Source organism: Streptomyces sp. V3I8 (assembly GCF_030817535.1).
In the GTDB taxonomy this organism is placed as follows: Bacteria; Actinomycetota; Actinomycetes; order Streptomycetales; family Streptomycetaceae; genus Streptomyces.
Genome location: NZ_JAUSZL010000002.1, coordinates 125091 through 143308 on the forward strand (window position 1 = coordinate 125091; position 18218 = coordinate 143308).

The 18218-nt window shown below is 73.3% G+C and carries 15 protein-coding genes; 13 read left to right on the forward strand and 2 right to left on the reverse strand.

From position 1 onward, the window contains the following. Positions 1-39: 39 nt before the first annotated feature. From QFZ75_RS00705 to QFZ75_RS00715, 3 genes are all read left to right on the forward strand, one after another. Positions 40-765 carry an HAD family hydrolase gene (locus QFZ75_RS00705; protein ID WP_307533219.1) on the forward strand — a complete coding sequence of 242 codons (726 nt, stop codon included), beginning with the start codon at positions 40-42 and terminating at the stop codon, positions 763-765. 136 nt (positions 766-901) lie between these two features. Then, complete coding sequence (locus QFZ75_RS00710; protein ID WP_307533221.1) at positions 902-1147, forward strand: 4-oxalocrotonate tautomerase family protein; 246 nt, start codon at positions 902-904, stop codon at positions 1145-1147. A 709-nt stretch (positions 1148-1856) separates the two neighbouring features. Further along, on the forward strand, positions 1857-4778 hold the full coding sequence (locus tag QFZ75_RS00715) for a BTAD domain-containing putative transcriptional regulator (RefSeq protein ID WP_307533223.1): 2922 nt from the start codon (positions 1857-1859) through the stop codon (positions 4776-4778). A 129-nt stretch (positions 4779-4907) separates the two neighbouring features. On the opposite strand, the gene QFZ75_RS00720 is transcribed toward QFZ75_RS00715, so the two are convergent. Together QFZ75_RS00720 and QFZ75_RS00725 are read right to left on the reverse strand one after the other, a co-directional pair. Continuing rightward, the gene (locus QFZ75_RS00720; protein ID WP_307533225.1) at positions 4908-5528 is read right to left on the reverse strand and encodes a hypothetical protein; all 621 of its coding nucleotides are present in this window, start codon (positions 5526-5528) and stop codon (positions 4908-4910) included. A 238-nt stretch (positions 5529-5766) separates the two neighbouring features. Continuing rightward, entirely contained in the window at positions 5767-6960 is a 1194-nt protein-coding gene (locus QFZ75_RS00725; protein ID WP_307533227.1) for a hypothetical protein, read from the reverse strand. A gap of 575 nt (positions 6961-7535) precedes the next feature. Between QFZ75_RS00725 and epsC the strand changes: the two genes are divergently transcribed. The 10 genes from epsC (at position 7536) to QFZ75_RS00775 (ending at position 18131) form a co-directional block, all read left to right on the forward strand. Then, the gene (epsC, locus tag QFZ75_RS00730) at positions 7536-8117 is read left to right on the forward strand and encodes a serine O-acetyltransferase EpsC (RefSeq protein WP_373466016.1); all 582 of its coding nucleotides are present in this window, start codon (positions 7536-7538) and stop codon (positions 8115-8117) included. Between the two features lie 103 nt (positions 8118-8220). After that, positions 8221-9198 (forward strand): PLP-dependent cysteine synthase family protein, encoded by a 978-nt coding sequence (locus tag QFZ75_RS00735; RefSeq protein WP_307533228.1) that lies wholly within the window; start codon positions 8221-8223, stop codon positions 9196-9198. Beyond that, positions 9195-9662 carry a cupin domain-containing protein gene (locus tag QFZ75_RS00740; RefSeq protein WP_307533230.1) on the forward strand — a complete coding sequence of 156 codons (468 nt, stop codon included), beginning with the start codon at positions 9195-9197 and terminating at the stop codon, positions 9660-9662. The genes QFZ75_RS00735 and QFZ75_RS00740 overlap by 4 nt, the downstream gene beginning before the upstream one ends. 100 nt (positions 9663-9762) lie before the next feature. Next, entirely contained in the window at positions 9763-10749 is a 987-nt protein-coding gene (locus QFZ75_RS00745) for a DMT family transporter (protein ID WP_307533232.1), read from the forward strand. 509 nt (positions 10750-11258) lie between these two features. Further along, on the forward strand, positions 11259-12101 hold the full coding sequence (locus QFZ75_RS00750) for a cupin domain-containing protein (RefSeq protein WP_307533234.1): 843 nt from the start codon (positions 11259-11261) through the stop codon (positions 12099-12101). A gap of 7 nt (positions 12102-12108) precedes the next feature. Next, entirely contained in the window at positions 12109-13971 is a 1863-nt protein-coding gene (gene asnB / locus QFZ75_RS00755; protein ID WP_307533235.1) for an asparagine synthase (glutamine-hydrolyzing), read from the forward strand. After that, the gene (locus tag QFZ75_RS00760) at positions 13968-15002 is read left to right on the forward strand and encodes a PrpF domain-containing protein (RefSeq protein WP_307533237.1); all 1035 of its coding nucleotides are present in this window, start codon (positions 13968-13970) and stop codon (positions 15000-15002) included. Before asnB ends, QFZ75_RS00760 begins: the two co-directional genes overlap by 4 nt. After that, positions 14981-16156, forward strand: a complete 1176-nt coding sequence (locus QFZ75_RS00765) for an acyl-CoA dehydrogenase family protein (protein ID WP_307533239.1) — start codon at positions 14981-14983, stop codon at positions 16154-16156. The genes QFZ75_RS00760 and QFZ75_RS00765 overlap by 22 nt, the downstream gene beginning before the upstream one ends. After that, positions 16144-17565, forward strand: a complete 1422-nt coding sequence (locus QFZ75_RS00770; protein ID WP_307533241.1) for a dihydroorotase family protein — start codon at positions 16144-16146, stop codon at positions 17563-17565. Before QFZ75_RS00765 ends, QFZ75_RS00770 begins: the two co-directional genes overlap by 13 nt. Continuing rightward, entirely contained in the window at positions 17562-18131 is a 570-nt protein-coding gene (locus QFZ75_RS00775) for a flavin reductase family protein (RefSeq protein WP_307533243.1), read from the forward strand. The genes QFZ75_RS00770 and QFZ75_RS00775 overlap by 4 nt, the downstream gene beginning before the upstream one ends. Positions 18132-18218: the final 87 nt, after the last annotated feature.

Sequence of the window (18218 nt, forward strand, 5' to 3'; positions counted from 1 at the left end):
AACGCCGCGCGTCGTCCGGCACGACGGAAAGGCCGCGGTATGACCTCCGTGTTCGTCTTCGGCATCGACGGCACCCTCACCGACACCCCGGCCGCCACCGTCGAGCTGATCGGCGCCGTCGCCCGGGACCTCGGCGCCCGTCCCACGCGGACGGAGGTGTCGGCGGTGCTGGGTAAACCCCCGCAGGCGCTGTTCGCACGGCTGTTGGGCACGTGCGTCCACGACACCGTGACCGCCGAGGCCGTCGCCCGGTACCGGCGCCGCTTCGTCACGGACGTCCTGGGCCGGGGCCCGGCGCTCCTGCTGCCCGGCGTGGCCGAAGGGCTCGACCGGCTGCGGGCGGCGGGGCACCCGCTCGGTGTCGCCACCTCGAAGGTGTACGCCGACGCCCACGCGCTGCTGGACGCCACCGGCATCCTCAACAGGTTCGACACCGTCGTGGGCCACAACATGGTCGGACGCGGCAAGCCGCATCCCGACCTGGTGGTGCGGGTCCTGGCCGACCTCGGCGCACGGGCGTCGCGGTCCTGGTACGTCGGCGGCACCGCCACCGACATGACGACGGCCCGTGCGGCCGGTCTCCGGGCCGTGGGCGTCTCCTACGGCGCCTACGGCGCCGACCCCGTCGAGGCGCTCCGTGCCGCCGGTGCCGACCACGTCGTGGCCGACTTCACCTCGGTGACCGAGGTGCTCCTGCGCGGGGCGGCGTCCACCGCCCGGGCCCTCGGCGGGAACCGCCCGCAACCGGCCGGAGCCCTGCCGTGACCGCCCGGCCGGGCACCCGCTGGACCGCCTCGCCCGGACCGGGAAACCGGACCGGAAAGCGATCGACGAACAACCGGCGGACAGCCGGCCGAACAATCCGGCGAACAACCCGACAAGCAAGGAGAGCACTGTGCCTGTGGTGACCGTGGACTGGTGGAAGGGCAACGACCGACAGAAACGAGCCGATCTTGTGGGCGAGTTGACCACGACGGTGGCCCGGATCGCGGGATGCCCGAGAGATGCCGTGACCGTACTGGTGCGGGACGTCGAGCAGGATCACTGGGGACGTGGCGGCGTGCTGGCCGACACGCCGGCCGAGGAACCGGCGGGCCCGGCACCGGTGCCGGACGACGCCGAACCCGTACTGTCGAGGCGCCCTTGACAAAGCCCGACGCACACGGTCGGTGGCCGGCGGCAGAGGACCGCCGGCCACCGGCCGTGTGCGCGTGGCGGAGCCGGCGGACACGTGCCCGCGGCGCCCCGCGTTCGCCGCACCACGTCCACCGTCCGGCCCCGCGCTCCGCTCGGCGACGCCGCGGACCCGCGCCCGTACGCACCGAAACGGAACCGGTTGCTACGCCACGTGACGACGTCCGTACGGGGACGACGCCCGCCGGGTCCGGCCGCCGCACCGCGGCCCGGCGCTCCGCACGGCGGCGGCGACCGACCGCCTGCGCACAGTCCGGGCACGTCCGTCGGGTCCTGTGGGGGTGCAACCCCACGAGCTGCGCAAAGCCCAAACCCCTACGAAAACTTGTCCGATATCCGCCAGCGCGCCCTCCGTCAGCGGCACGAGAGGCCGGAACCCGCGCCGACCGGTGCACATCGTGGGCGAAGATGTATACGTCGACGACGGCCGCCGAGCGCGGTTCCCTGCGGAGCATCGAGGAACGGGAAACGGTCTCCGGCCCCGCCGTGAGGTGCCCCCTGCAGGTGAGCAGCGCGGTGACGGCCGCCCCCGTACCGAGGAGAGGGCACGCGCCATGCACGAATCAGCGCCCATACGCTTTCGTATCCTCGGGTCCCTGGAATGTTGGGACGGGGACGAGCGCGTCCACGTCGGAGGGCCCGTCAGCGAACGGGTCCTGGTGATGCTGCTCCTCGAACCCCAGCGCGTCCTGCCGGTGCACCGGCTCGTCGAAGCCGTCTGGGACGAGGACGCCCCCGCCACCGCGGCGCACCAGGTGCGCAAGGCCGTGGCCGAGCTGCGCCAGCGCATCCCCGGCGGACGCGATCTCATCGTCACGGACGGGCCCGGGTACCGTGCCGCCGTCACGACCGGGCAGCTCGACCTGCTGCAGTTCACCGACGCCCTGCGGCGGGCACGCGACCACGCCGCCGCCGGCCTGGCCATCGAGGCGACGGCGCTGCTGCGCGAAGCCGTCGCCCTGTGGCGCGGGCCGGTGCTGTCCGGCAGCGGCGGCGCGGTCGTCGACGCCGCCTCCGCCGCGCTGGAGGAACGGCGCATGACCGCGGTGGAGCAGCTCTTCGAACTCGGGCTGGAGGCCGGGGAGGGTTCCGAACTGGTCGCCGGGATCCGCGAGGCCATCGGTGGCAACCCGCTGCGCGAGACCCTCCGCGGTCAGCTCATGCTCGCCCTGTACCGCTCGGGCCGCCAGGCCGAGGCGCTGGAGGAGTACGGCAACATCCGCGATCTGCTCGACGAGGAACTCGGCATCCAGCCGAGCGACTCCCTGCGTGAACTGCACCAGGCCATCCTGCGCAACGAACCCTCGCTGACCGTCGCCGCCGCGCCCTCCGCGGCGGCCCCGGCGGTGACCGGCAGCCGCTCCACGCTGCCCTACGACCTGCGCGACTTCACCGGCCGCGAGGAGGAGCTGCACAAACTCCTCGGCTTCGTCGAGGGCGCCACCGGCTCCGGCCCCCTCATCGTCGCCATCGACGGTATGGGCGGCAGCGGCAAGACCTCCCTCGCCGTGCGCGCCGCACACCGTCTCGCCGACCGGTACCCCGACGCCCAGCTCCACCTCGACCTGCGCGGCTACACCCCCGGCGAGGAACCCCTCACGCCGGCCGCCGCGGCCGAAGCCCTGCTGCGCATGCTCGGCGTCCCGGGCGAGCGCATCCCCGACGACCCGGAGGGCCGCATCACCCTGTGGCGCTCCACCATGACCAGACACCGGATGATCCTGCTGCTTGACAACGTAGTCAGCGAAGCGCAGGTGAAACCGCTCCTCGCCTCCCCCACCGGCACCGTCGTCCTGATCACCAGCCGAGCCCTGCTCGTGGACCTGGACGCGGCGCACTCCGTCTCCCTCGGCACCATGGCACCGCCGGACAGCGTCGCCCTGATCGTCGGCATCATCGGGGAACGCCGGGCGGAGGCCGAACCCACGGCCGTCGCCGATCTGGCCGATCTCAGCGGCCATCTGCCGCTCGCCCTGCGGATCGCCGCGGCACGGCTGCGCAAACGGCCCCGCTGGACCGTGCGCTACCTCGTGGACCGGCTCCGCGACGACGCCCACCGCCTCGCGGAACTCAGCGCCGGCGAACGCAGCGTGGAGGTCACACTGCGGCTGTCGTACGAGGGACTGGGCGCCGACTACCGCAAGTCCTTCCGGCTGCTGGGGCAGTACCCGGGCTCGGACCTCGACGTCTACACGGCGGCGGCTCTTCTCGACTCGGGCATCAGGGACGCCGAGGACGTCCTGGAGTACCTGCTCGACATGCACCTCGTGCAGCAGCACGAGCCGGGCCGCTACGCGTTCCACGACCTCGTGCGCAGCTTCGCCCTGATGCTGTCGCGGACCCGCAGTTCCGGTGGCACCGGCGAGTTCTCCGAGGAGGCCGAGGGCGCGGTGCGCCGCTTGCTGGAGTTCTCGCTCGCCGCCTCGGACGCCGCCTGCGACCTGCTCTTCCCCGGTCGGGTCCGGATGACGCGTCCCGCCCCCTCGTTCGAGCCGGAACTGGCTCCGCTGGCCTCGCCGGAGGCCGCCCGTGACTGGTTCGAACGGGAGCAGGACGGTCTCCTCGCGGCGATCACCCTGGCGTTCCGGCGGGGTCTGGACCGCGAGGTCGCCCTGCTCGCGGCGAACGTCGTCTTCCATCTCGACCTGCGGGGCAGGCTGGACGACTTCCTCGCCCTGTGCCGCACCGCGCTCGCCGCGGCCCGCCGCCTGAACGAGGCCGATCTGCTGCGGCTGAGCCTGTCCAACCTGGCGGTCGCCTGCTGGAAGCGCGGCAGGTTCGAGGACGGCATAGCGGCGGCGGTCGAGGCCCACGAATTGGCGGTCGAGCTCGGCGACCTGCGGGGACAGGCCAAGGACACCGGTGTCCTCGGCCTGCTGCTCGCCACCACCGGCCGCTTCGACGAGGCGCTGCCCCGGCTGGAGCAGTCGATCGCCCTCAAGCGCGAACTCGGCGCCGAACGGGCGGAGGCGGAGTCGCTGTCGAACGTCAGCGGCGTCTACATGGAGCGCGGCTGCTTCGAGGAGGCGGTGCGCGCGGCCACCCGGTCCATCGAACTCGCCCGCACACTCGGGGCGTCGGAGAAGGAGCTCGTCGGGCTGAGCGATCTGGCGCAGGTCCGGCTGGCCATGGGCGACGTGGAGGCGGCGGCCCGTACGCTCGCGGGCGCCCGTGAGCGCGCTCCCGGTGCGCTGGCCCCGGCCGACCGGGCGCTGCAGCTCGTCCTCTCCGCGGAGGCCGAGGGCCGGCTCGGGCGGCAGCGGCAGGCCCTGCACTGGGTGGAGGAGGCCCTTGCCACGAAAGGGCTGGAGGACGCGCCCGTACGGGAGGTCACCGTATGGAACACGGCCGGGCGGTTCTTCCACCGGGCCGGGGACGACGAGCGGGCGCTGGGGTTGCACCGGCAGGCGCTCGCGTCCGCGGCCCGGCTGGGCCACCGGGTGGAGGAGGCCTACGCGCTGGACGGCATCGCCCGGGCGCTGACGGCCCTCGGTGACACCGCGGGCGCCGCCGAGCAGGGGGCCGCCGCCGAGGAGGCGTTCCTCGCCATGGGGATTCCCGGGCGTTTCCGCCGGGGGGAGTGACCCGTTCACCCTCCTCGGAGCAACCGCCTTGCCCTGTGGGGCGGTGGGAGCGCGACATGCCGATGCCCGCCGTTCGTCACGGCGGGCATCGGCAGGGGGAGCGCGGTTCGGCGGGTGGGGCGGACGCGCTCAGGCGGCGAGGAAGTTGGGCCCTTCGTCGCCCTGCGTCCCGGCGGTGACGACGTTCGGACCTTCATCGCCCTCGACACCGGCCGCCGCGACGACGTTCGGGCCTTCATCCCCCTCGATGCCGATCGCGACGACGTTCGGGCCCTCATCACCTTCCACACCGGCCGTGACGACGTTCGGACCTTCGTCCCCCTCGATGCCGATCGTGACGGCATTCGGGCCCTCGTCGCCTTCCGCACCGGCCGCGACAACGTTCGGACCTTCATCGCCCTCGACACCGGCCGCCGCGACGACGTTCGGGCCCTCATCGCCCTCGGCGCCAATCGCGACGACGTTCGGGCCCTCATCACCTTCCGCACCGGCCGTGACGACGTTCGGGCCCTCGTCGCCCTCGGTGGCGGTCGTGGTGACGTTCGGGCCCTCGTCGGAGGCGGGCGTCGGGGCCGGGGCGCGGTGCGAAGGGGCGTCCCAGGCGAGGGAGATGCCGGGGACGACGTTCGGCCCCTCGTCCGAGGCGGGGCTCGCGGCGGCCGTTCCGGCGGCGACACCGGCCGCGAGGGCCAGCGTGATCGCCGCGTGGGCGAGGTGAGCGGCCGAGGTTCCGAAGCCCTTGAGAAGCATGATGTCCGCCTTCTGTCGTCACGGTCTGCGGTGCTGACAGAAAGAAAGGTCGCGTCAGGCGCTCCCAGCACGTTCCGCTTCCGTTACCGGCCCGCCGGGCGGTGCGGGGAAGCACCCGGGAACCCCGTCGGCACGGCCCGCCGCACGTCGGCGGAGGACGACACTAAGGACGACGCGGACCGCCCGCACGGCCCTCTCCGGGCCGTGCGGGCGGTCGGGGACAGCGATGTGCCGGACCTCAGATGTGGTCGGGACGCCGGCTCACCTCCGCGCGCAGCAGCCGCCCGGTCGCGGCGACCGTCTCGGCGGCCTCCTGCGTGGATTCCGCGCTGATCATCACGTAGCCCTCCGCGGCGTCGCCGTGGGCGGGTATGTCGTCCCCGGACACGTACGGGAAGTGCACCCGGTGGACGCCGGGCAGCTCGGACACCGCCTCCAGCCCGGACACCGACAACAGCCGCCCCACCGGCAGGCGGTAGGACGCGACGGCCGCGTACCGGTCGGCCGTCGGTACGTCCATGGGTTTGCCGGTCAACGCCTGTACGAGTTCCGCTTCCGCGCTGAAGCCCGTGGCGAGCTCGATCAGCGAGGCCAGGGGCTCGTCCGGGTAGTCGGCCTGCGAGCGCACCACGCGTGGACCGTCGGCCGTCAGCACGACCACGGTGTAGGCGTAGCCGAACTCGTATCCGGCGAGGTCGAGCAGCTCGGTCGCGATGGCACGGGCCTCCGCCTCGTCCCGTTCCTCCAGCGGGGCCGGGAAGAGGTGACTGCTCGGGTGCCAGGCGCCGTGCAGCGCCACGACCCCGACCACCCGGTGCATGCCGTCGACGGTGAGGGTCACGACGCCGTACTCCGGGCCCTCCAGGTACTGCTCCACCAGATAGGAACGCTCACCGGCGCACTCGCTCCGCGGGACGGAGATCCGCGCGGAGGGCGGCAGGGTGCGTACGGTGACCGGGGCGCCGATCTCCTCGACCGCCGCGGGGAGTTCCTGGGCCGTACGGGCCCGGGCGGCGGCCACGTAGGAGTGCCGGCTGCCGTTGAGCAGGGCCCTCATGGCCGCGGGCTCGCTCAGCAGGCGGGCCGCGTCGACCGGGTTGGGGGTCACGCCGAGGCGGGCCGCGGTCGCGGCGACCGCGGGCAGGTCCGCCGTCCCCCCGCAGGCGAGCAGCCGCTGCGTCCCGTGGACGCGGACCGATACCTCGATCGCCTCGGCCAGGGCGGTCCCGTCCGCGAGGTCGACGAGGTCCACCGGTGTTCCCGGCGGGAATCCGTCGTCCCGGGGCAGCCGCCCGTCCGCGAGCACGCGCACGGCGAAGCCCGCCGACAGGGCCTCGTGCACGAGACGGGCGGAGGGACACAGCAGCAGCAGCCGCTGCGGAGTGCTGTCCGGGGGGTGGTGCTCCCGGTCGTGGTCGGCCGTCGCGTTCATGGCTGGCTCCTCGTCTCCTCGGCGGAGGGCGGGATCCGGCGGCTGTCGCGCTCGCCCATGTCCCCCGTGCCCCGGACAACCGATGGTTCGTACATGTCTGGATGCTTCCTTGTCCGTAGCCGCGCCGGACCGGCTGTACCGGTCACACTCACACGTCCCCGCGCGGAGCACTTCCACGCGGAGCGTCCCCGCGCGGAGCGGCGCTCGACGACAGTGTTCCCGTGGCCGTTCCCGGATCCCTCCCCGTGCGTTCCCGGTCCGGGTCCCGGCGCGGCTCTCCGGCGCGGCCGGGCGGGGAACGGGCCGGGAAGAGAGCGGGAACGCGGTGGGCCACCGTCTTCCAGGGACCTCGACCACCGTGGCGGCCGTCAAGGATCCCCCCTCACCACCGGGAGCGGACCGTGTGTCCACGCCCTCCTCCCGGACCTGTGCACGGCCGCTCCCCTTCACCGACTGGAGCCCCCATGAGCGCCACCGACAAGGAGCCCGCTTCCGTCCTGCCCTTCCGGCGGACCGAGGCCGCCGGCACGCGGACCGTGCCGACGGCCACCCCTCCCGACACCACGGGTGCCGGTCTGCTGCGCCTGATGCGGGAGGACCTGCGTGTCGTCGTCGAGCGCGACCCGTCCGTCCGCGGTCGTCTCGAAGCCGCGCTGCACCCCGCGCTGACCGCGCTGTGGACGCACCGGGTCGCCCACCGCCTGCACACCCGGGGCCGCAGGATGACGGCACGTCTGCTGGCCCGCTGGGCCCGGCGGCTGACCGCCGTCGAGATCCACCCCGGAGCGGTGCTGGGCCGCCGGGTGTTCATCGACCACGGAGCCGCGGTGGTCATCGGCGAGACCTGCACGGTCGGCGACGACGTGACCATCTACCACCAGGTGACGCTCGGCGCGGTCGGCTGGTGGAGCGACAACGACAGGCCGGCGGGCGACCGGCGGCACCCGGTGGTGGGCCGTGGCGTCATCCTCGGCACCAACGCCACCGTGCTGGGTCCGGTGACCGTCGGCGACGACGCCGTCATCGGCGCCCAGGCCCTGGTCAACAAGGACGTGCCGGCAGGCGCGCGGATGCTGGCCGCCACCGCCACCGGGCGCACGCCGCGCCGTACGTCCGAGGACGTCATCGCGAGCATCGCCTCGGCCGGTTCCTGGTAGCCGCTCCCCCCTTTCCCCTCCCCCGCTTTCCCCTCCCCCGCGCCACCGGAGCAGCTCCCGCTCCGCCCCTTCCGTTGCACCGGATCCCAGAAGGAAGCACACCATGCGCACCCTCGCACCGAACACCTTGCAGCCGCCCATGGTCCGGCCCGCCGTCGCCGACGGCATCGACGACCTCGTGGGCGCCACCCCCCTGGTCCGCCTCAGGCTCGAAGGCCTGGCGCAGGGCGCCGAGGTACTGGCCAAACTGGAGGCGGCCAACCCGATGTCCAGCAGCAAGGACCGGGCCGCTCTGTACATGCTCAAGGCCGCCGAGACACGGGGCGACCTGGCGCCGGGCGGCACGATCGTCGAGGCGACCTCCGGCAACACCGGCATCTCACTCGCCGCCCTGGCCGCGGCCCGCGGTTACCGCTGCGTCATCGTGCTGCCCGACAACGCGACGACCGAGCGGGTGCGTCTGCTGGCGGCGCTGGGCGCCGAAGTCGTCCGGACGCCCGCCGACCTGGGGTACCCGGGAGCGATCGAGAAGGCCGAGGAGATCCACGCGGTCACCCCGGGCTCCTGGTTCCCCTGCCAGCACGAGAACGCGGACAACGTCGAGGCCCACTACGCCACCACCGGCCCCGAGATCACCGCGGCCCTCACCTCCACCGGACGCCGCGTCGACACCCTGGTCGTCGCGGTCGGCACCGGCGGGACCCTCACCGGCATCGCCCGCCACCTGCGGGAGCAGGATCCCTCGGTACGCGTCGTCGCGGTCGAGCCGGAGGGTTCCCCGCTGCTGTCCGGCGGGCAGGCCGGACGGCACCGCATCCCCGGTCTCAACGGCGGGTTCATCGCCCCGACCACCGATGTCTCCCTGATCGACGAGGTGATCGCCGTCAGTGACGCCGACGCCCTGCACACCGCCCGTCGACTCGCCGCCGGGCAGGGCCTGTTCGTCGGCGTCTCCTCCGGTGCGGCCGTGCACGCCGCGCGTCTGGTGGCCGCCCGGCCCGAATACCGCGACCAGACCGTCGTCACCGTCCTGCCGGACACCGGCGAGCGGTACCTGAGCATGTGGGAAGACCCGTCATGACGCTGCTGGTGTCGAGCCTGAGGAAGTTCGGCGACGCGATGAAGGTCCGGATCGGGGAGACGACGACCACCCGGTATCTCGCGGTCGCCGCGACCACCGACGGCCGCCTCGGGATCTTCCACCACCACATGCTGCCGGGCGCCGCCGGAGCGGCCCCGCACTACCACACCCGTATCGCGGAGTCGTTCTACATCATCTCCGGGGAGGTCACCGTCCACGACGGCACGGGCTGGCACAAGGCCCACGCCGGCGACCTCATGCACGTGCCCGAGAACGCCGTGCACGGCTTCCGCAACGACAGCGACGCACCGGCGGAGATGCTGATCATCTTTACGCCCGCGGAGAACCGCGAAGCCTTCTTCACGGGTCTCGCGGAGCTCCTGGCCGACGGCAACACCCCGTCCCGGGCCGAGATGGTCGCGCTCATGGAGAAGTACGACCAGTTCGAGGTCGACGAGCCCTGACCCGACCGTCGCCCGCCCTCCCCCCCCCTCCTCCGTTCCCCGTTCCCTGTTCCCTGTTCCTCCTTCCTCGTTCCGCTCGAGAACTTCCAGGAGTCATCACATGAATCCCGTCAACTGGGCCCGTTTCGGCCTGCTCGCCGCCCTGTGGGGGTGCAGCTTCGCCTTCATCAAGGTGTCGCTGGACGCCTTCGCGCCCCTCCAACTCGCCTTCGGGCGGCTCCTCGTGGGCGCCCTCGTCGTCACCCTGATCCTCGCCGTGACCAAGGGCGCCTTCCCCCGGCGCGCGGTCTGGGGACACATCGTCGTCGCCTCGGTGTTCGGCAACGTCGTGCCGTTCACCCTCTTCGCCGTCGGGGAGCAGCACACCACCGCCACCATCGCCGGCGTCATCCAGGGCGCCACGCCCCTGGTCACCCTCGGTCTGGCCGCCGTGGCCATCCGCACGGAGAAGCCCACGGCCCGCAAGGTGACCGGGCTCGTGATCGGGTTCGTCGGACTGATCGTCGTCGTCGGGCCGTGGCGGACCCATGGTTTCGGCTCCCTCGGCGGTCAGCTGGCCTGTGTCGGGGCAGCGGTCAGCTACGCGATCAGCTTCGTCTACCTCCGTCGCTTCATCTCCCCGTACAAGATCCCGGCGCTCGCGGTGACCGCGGCACAGCTCACCTCCGCCATGGTCATCACCGGTCTGATCACCACCTTCTCGATCGGCTGGGACCTGCCGGGCGAGCTGACGGCCGGCCCGCTGCTGTCCCTCCTGGTCCTGGGCGGTGCCTCCACCGGTATCGCCTTCGTCCTGATGAACCGGCTCATCGCGGACGCCGGCCCGACCACGGCCTCCGGCGTCAACTACCTGGTCCCCGTGTTCTCCGTGCTGGTCGGAGCGGTGGCGCTCAGCGAGAGCGTCACCTGGAACGTGCCGGTGGGCGGTGCGGTGGTCATCGCCGCGCTCGCCCTCGCGGAGGGGCGGCTGCCGCTGCCGGCGCGCCGCGGCGCGGACGCGGACGCGGGTGCGCCGACGCCTGCCGCTCCGGCTCCAGCTCCGGCTTCTTCTCCGGCTTCGACCGCGGTCGCCCGGGAGGTCTGCTGAACCTTCCGCACGAGCCCGTACGGGCCTGAAGAGTCCGTACGAGACGAACGCCGCACGGCGCGCCCCGCTTCCCGGGGCGCGCCGTGCGGCGTTCGTGTGTCTACCGGGCGTTCCCGGGCCCGGCGGGGAACGGCCCGCCGCGGCACGGCTCGCGCGGACCGTTCCCCGCACGGTTCCCGTGTCCCCTCGTGGGGCGGGAGCGACGTGGGACACGACCGGGAACCCGCCGCGCGAACCTACGGAGGCAAGCGGAAGAGAGGCCACGGAAGCCGTTCCGGCCACCATGCCCCTCCCCCGCCGGGCCACCGGCTCACGCGCCACGGCCCACGGTCCACGGCCAGTACCGGTGCACCGAGTACCGAGCACCAGCACCGGTGCACCGAGCGCTTCGGCGCCACCCCGTCCTCGTACGACGGGCCGCACGGTTTCGCACCCGCCCGCGGTCCCCCACGGCACCAGCAGGCCGGCGCCACCGCACCGGCCTTCGAACACAGGAAGCAGTCACCGGCATGCCCCCATCCAGCGCACCCGCCACAGCCACCGCCACCACCACCGCCCTCGGTGACGCCCGCATCATCACCGCGGCCGAATTCGAGTTCCACCCCGTCACCGGCGCCGCCCCCGCCGCCCGGACCACGATCGCGACCCCGGTCAGCCCGGCCGCCGGTGCCACCCACGTCACCCTCCACGTGGTCCGGATCGCCGCCGGCGAGTCGTACGTCCCCGAGCACAGCGCGGCCGAGGAGAACACCGCCGTGATCTTCTCGGGCACCGGCTCGGCCGCCGTCGGCGACCTCGCCCTCCCCGTCGAGCGCGGGTCCGCCGCCTACGCCCCCACCGGCCGCTCCCTCACCCTCACCGCGGACGCCAGGGGCATGACCGCCTACGTGTGGCGCACCCCCCTCGCGAACGCACCCGTCGGGAGCGATCCCGTCCTGCACTCCTCCCTCTGGGACGAGACCACTCAGCTGCGCGGCTTCGGCGGGACCGGCCAGGTCGGCGCCGCGGAACGCCGGGCCACCATGAACTTCGTCTTCTGGCCCGGGAACGGCAGCAGCCGGCTGTGCCTGCACTGCGGCATCCAGCAGCCGGGCGAGACCTTCAACGTCCATCTCCACCCCGACAGCGACGAGGCGTTCATCGCCTTCGAGGGCGTCGGCCAGATGTACCTGCGCGACCGCTGGATCGACGTGGGCGCGGGCGACGTCCTGTACGCGTCCCCCGGTGTCCTGCACGGCGCCCGCAACCCGCACACCGGTCCCACCGCCCGCCGCTTCGTGACCTGCGGTGGGCCCAGCCCCTACGACCCGGCGCTCTACTCCGCCGCCGGCTACTCCTCACAGGTCAGGTGAACGCAGCGTGTGCCGCATATACGGAACCTTCAACGTCCATTCCGACCGGGCCGAGCTGCGCCGCGTCGCCGACCTGATGCACCACGGCGGTCCCGACGCCCAGGGCGTCGCGCACCGGCCCGACTGGGCGCTCGGCAACAACCGTCTGTCGATCATGGACCCCGAGGGGGGCGCCCAGCCCTACCACCTCGGCCGGGTCACCGTGGTCTTCAACGGTGAGATCTACAACCACCGCGAGCTGCGCGAGCGCCTCACCGGCCTCGGCTTCCACTTCGACGACCAGTGCGACGGCTCCGTGCTCCCCGCGCTGTACCTCACGTACGGGGACCGGTTCGCCGAGCACCTGGACGGCATGTACTCCGTCGCGATCATGGATCTGCGGCAGACCCCGCGCATGGTGCTGGCCACCGACGACTCGGGCATGAAGCCGCTGTACTACCACTGGGACCGTGCCGCCGGCCGCTTCCACTTCGCCTCCGAACTGCCCGCGCTCCTGGGCTTCGCCGGGGTGAGGGCCGAGGAGGACGAGGCGGGTCTGGACGCCTACCTGACCTCCAAGACGCCGTTCGGCAACCGCACCATGTTCCGCGGGATCCAGGTGTTCCCGCCGGCCACCACCGCCGTCCTCAGCCACCGGGACGGGCTGCGGCTCAGGCAGCGTCCGATGGCCCACGAGCTGGGCCTGCGCCCCGACAGGGACCGCACCCTCACCGAGGCCGGCGACCAGCTGCGCGACCTGCTGTCCGAGGAGGTGTCGCGGCTCCTGATCGCGGACGCCCCCGTCGCGGCGGTCACCTCCGGCGGGCTCGACTCCAGTCTCGTCACCGCGCTCGCCGCCCGGGCGCTGCGCGACGGCGGCGGCAGTGGCAGCCTGCACACCTTCAACATCGCCTACACCGGCACCTGGCCGAGCGACGAGCGCGCCTACGCCGCCGAGGTGGCACGCGCCGCCGGCACCACGCACCACCAGGTCGAGGTCGATCCGGCCACCTTCCCGGACCTGATGACCGACGTGGTACGCCACCTGGGGCAGCCGAACGCCGACCCGATCACCCTGTCGACGTTCTCCCTCTTCCGCGCGGTCCGTGACGCCGGCTTCAAGGTCGCCCTCACCGGCGACGCGGCCGACGAACTGTTCAGCGGATACTCCCGGATGACCCAGGCGGTCGCCGCGCACCACGGTTCGCACTGGATCGACGGCTACCTCGACCACCTCGCCGCCGTCCCGCGGGCCCTGCGCGAGAGCCTCTACACCGACGAGTACGCCTTCGCCGTGAACGCGGTCGGTCCGGCCCTGCCGCCCGGCGTCCGGCGGATCCTGCACAGCAGCCCCGGCACCCGGTTGCAGCGCATCGGCGCGGTGGAGCAGCGCTACCGGCTGCCCGCCTACCACCTGCGGCGCGTCGACCACCTGTCGATGGCGAGCTCGGTCGAGGTGCGGCTGCCGTTCACCCAGCCGTCCGTCGTGCGCTTCGCCGCCGGTCTCACCGACGAGCAGCGGCTCGTACCGGGCGTGGGCGTGAAGCGGGCCCTGTACCAGGCCGCGCAGGGGCTCATCCCCCGCAGCGTGCTGGAACGGCCCAAGCAGCCCTTCACCCTCCCGGTCACCGCGATGCTCGCGCCCGGCCAGCGGCTGTGGACCCTCGCCCGGGACGTCCTGTCCCCCCAGGCGCTGCGCGCCGACGGCCGGATCCGCCCGGAGCGGGTCGACGCCCTCTTCGACGAGCAGGCCGCCCGGCCGGGCGACACGGTGTCCCTGGCCCTGTGGTCCCTGATGTCGCACCAGCTGTGGCGCCAGGAGTTCTTCGGCGCGGCGGGAGCGCCCCTCACCCTGCACACCCCGGTACGAGTCCTGCAGGAGGCGGCATGACCATCAGCCTCGCCCGGGCGCACGGCACCCCGTGCCCGACCGCCGTCGTGGACGCGCGCACCATGCCCGAATCGGAACCCGAACTGCTCGCCCGGCTCACCGAACTGCGGGCGGCCCTCGCCGACCAGGGAGCCGCCGACGTCCTGAAGAACGCCCTCGTCCAGCCCTCCCGGCACCCCCTGTTCGACCTGGACTACCGCTTCGTCCAGTCGATGCCGGACCGTCTCGACAGCTTCGACCTGCGCGGCTCCTGCGGACACTCGATCCTGGCGGCGGTCGAGGCGGCGGCCCGTACCGGCATGATCCAGCCCCTCGTGCCGGGCTGCCGGGTCCGGGTCAACGTGCTCAACAACGGGGACAACGTGGTGTGCGAGGCGGAGGAGACCACGGACGGGGGCACCCGCTTCACGGCGCACTTCCTCTGCTCGCCGCCGCGGCCGGTGAACGAGCTCCTGATCACCGGTGAGCCCGTCACCGGCGTCCGGTTCGACGGGAGCACGGTCCCCGTCTCCCTGGTCTCCATGGGCAATCCGTACCTCTTCGTGCACGCCGCCGAACTGGGCGTCCACACCGTCGAGGACCTCTTCGCCGACGACCTCGTGCTGTTCGACCGGATGACCAGGCTGCGTCTGGCGGTCTGCCGGGCCCAGGGGTGGGACACCACCGGCGCCTTCCCCAAGGTGGCCGCGCTGCTCCCCGACGGTGTGGGCTCCCTCGCGGTCCGTGCCATCTCCGTCCCGTCCTGGCATCCGACGGTGGCGCTCACCGGCGCCACCTGCCTCGCCGCCGGCGCCGCCGTGGAGGGCACGATCCCCTACCTCCTGTCCGGTGTCTCGGAGCAGTCGGACAGCGGCATGCTCGCCCTGCGCACGCCGGGCGCCACGGTCCGCGCCTCGGCCCGTACGACGGGCGGCCCCCACGACCGCCGGCTGGCCTGGATCTCCGTCGCGGAGAAGCAGGTCGACTACCGCGGCCCCTTCCTGCCCGCCACAGCCTCCGAGGAGTTGTCATGGCTTCCGCTGACAGCCTGACGGTGCCCGACGCGCCGACGCTCACCGGCCTGCCGCCCGCCCCGTCGGCCGCCGCTCTGACCGCGCCCGTGCGCAAGCTGCTGGCCGCCCATGCCCAGGACGCCGACGAGAGCGGCGAACCCGACCGGCCGGCCCTGGCGGTGCTGCGCGAGAGCGGCCTGCTGGGTCTGGCGCTGCCCTTCGAGTACGGCGGCGCGGGTGCGGACGCCGAAGGGCTCAACACGGCCGTCGAAGAGGTGGCGCAGGTCAACGCCTCCGCCTCGATCATGCTCTTCCAGCACTACGCGGTCAGCCGGCGCATCCTCGAACACGGCAGTCCGGCCCTGCGCCGCAGGCTGCTGCCCCGGCTGGCCCGGGGCGACTGGCTGGCCGCCTCCGCCTGGAGCGAGCCGGGGGCCGGCGCGAACAAGAAGCAGCTGTCCACCACCGCCCGCCGCACGCCCGACGGCGGCTGGGTCCTGAACGGCGCCAAGTCCTTCACCACCAGCGCCGGTCTGGCCGACATCTACCTGGTGCTGGCCCGGACGGAGGAACCGGCGCCGGACGCCGCCCCGGACACCGGCTACGGTTCCGTCGGCCAGACCTTCTTCCTGATACCGGCCGACACCCCGGGGCTGGTGCCCGACACCTCGCTGCGGCTGACCGGCATGCGCGGTTCGGCGACGGGGTTCGTCTCCGTGCACGACTGCCACGTCCCCGACACCGCCCGGCTGGGGCCGATCGGCACGGCCGCCTCGATCATCGCCGGCGTCCGGGACAGCGGTGCCACGCTCGGCGCCGTGTCCGTGGGCCTGGCCCAGGCCGCCCTCGACCTGGCCCATCGGCACGCGGAGCGCCGCGGCCTGCTGGCCCAGCAGGCGGTACGTCACCGGCTGGTGGACATCGCCGGCGAGGTGGAGACGGCCCGTGCGGTCGTCGAGCGGGCCGGCCGGCGTACCGCTCCCGACCCCGGGATCGCCACGCTGCACTCCAAGCTCGTCGCCTCCTCGGCCGCCGAGCGCGTCGTCAACGCCGTCGAGCGGCTCCTGGGCTCGGCCGGCTACGTCGCCTCGAACGAGATCAACCGCTACGGACGCGACGCCCGCGCCGTCGCCCTGATGGGACCGACCAACGACCTCTGCAAGGAACTGGTGAGTCTGACGTGGAACCGTTGAATCCCCTGCCCGCCGGCCTTCCCACCGATCCGGCCGGCCCTGCCGAACTGAGCGTCGTCGGCGGCCGGCTCGTCACCCCCGACGGTGTCCGCGACGGAACGGTCGTCGTCCGTGACGGCAAGGTGGCGGCCCTGCTCGCACCCGGTGAGCCGGTGCCCCCGGGTCCCCGTCTCGACGCCCGCGGCCGCTACGTGCTGCCGGGACTCATCGACTCCCACGTCCACTTCCGCACTCCTGGCCTGGAGTACAAGGAGGACTGGGAGCACGGCAGCCGGGCCGCCCTCGTCGGCGGTGTGACGACCGTGATGGACATGCCCAACACCCGCCCGCCGTCCCTCGACGAGTCCAGCATGCTCGCCAAGGCCGAGGTCATCGAGGGCACGTCCCGGGTCGACTACCGCTTCCACATGGGCGCCGATCCCGACCGCCCCGAGCTGCTGGCCGAGCTCGACCCGCGGATAGCGTCCTCGGCGAAGGTCTTCATGGCCGGCCACCACACGGCTCCGGTGGTGTTCCGGGACGGCGAGCAGTTGCGGCGCGCCTTCGCCGCGGCCGCCCGCGGCGGTGTCCGGCTCGTGCTGCACGCCGAGGACCAGCACGTCTTCGACCTCCTCGACGCGAGCGCGGGCACCCCGGACTCGTACGGCGGGTACGAGCCGCACCGGCCGCGGTCGGGAGGCATCGTCGCCGTCGCCCAGGTCGTCCGGCTGGTGCGCGAGTTCGGCACGAACGCGCACATCCTGCACGTGTCGTCGGCGGAGGAGGCCGACCTGCTGGCGGCGGCCGCCGCCGAGGGACTGCCGCTGACGTACGAAGTGACGGGCCACCACCTGTCGTTCACCCACGACGACACCACCCGGCGCGGTCCCCGTACGCGGCTCTCCCCGGCCATCCGCGAGTCCCGTGACCAGAGGCGCCTGTGGCAGGCGGTGCTGCGCGGGGAGGTCGCCACCCTGGGCAGCGACCACGCCCCGCACACCGTGGAGGAGAAGAACCGTCCGCCGGCCGACGCGCCGCCCGGCCTGCCCGGTGTGCAGGAGCTGGCCACGGCCGTCTGGACGGGCCTGCGCACCAGGGACATCGGCCCGGACGAGGCCGCCGCGCACCTGGCCCGGCTGATGGGCGCGGGACCCGCCGCGCTCTTCGACCTGCACGGCAAGGGACGGCTCGAACCGGGCGCGGACGCCGACCTGGCCCTGCTGGACCCGTCCGAACGCTGGCAGTTCTCCTCCCGTGACGTACAGGCGCTGTGCGGCTGGTCCGCGTACGAGGGCTGGACCTTCACCGGACGTTTCACCAGCACGGTGAAGGCGGGCCGCGTCGCCTGGGACTTCCGCGACGGTTTCACCGGGGCTCCGGAGGGCCGCTGGCTGCAGGGCGCGGCCCGGCCCCTGGAGGTGGCCCGATGACGTCGACGCTGCTCAAGTCCCAGTCGTCGCACGCCCGTACGCCCGTACCTGTGCCTGTGCCGGCACCCGCTCCCGCGGCTTCGCAGGATCTGGCCGACGCCTTCCGGACCGCGATGTCGGCCCTGGCGGCCCCCGTCACCATCGTCACCTGCTACGACGAACTGGGCAGGCCGCGCGGTCTGACGGCCAGCGCCGTCAGTTCGCTCTCCCTGGCCCCGCCGCTGTTCCTCGTCTGCCTCGACCGGAACTCCCGTACGCACGACGCGCTGACCGGCGCCGAGGACTTCGCCGTGCATCTGCTCGGGCCCGGCGAGGAACACCTCGTCGAGCGTTTCATGCGGCCGGCCGAGCAGCGCTTCGACGGCATCCCGCTGGCCACGGAGTTCCACCGGGCGCCCGTCATCAGGGACGCCTCCCTGACCCTGCGCTGTGTCCGCCACGACGTCCTGGAAGGAGGCGACCACACGATCCTGGTGGGCCGGGTGACCGGTGTGGGCGGTGAGCCCGCACACTCGGGCGGCCTGCTCTGGCACCGACGGGGCTTCGCGCACGCGCGCCGCCCGTGACCCGGACGGGGGCCGCCACCGCTGCGACGCGGCCGGCGGCCCCCGTCGGCGCGCCGACGGACCCTCCTCGACCGCCCTCGGACCCTG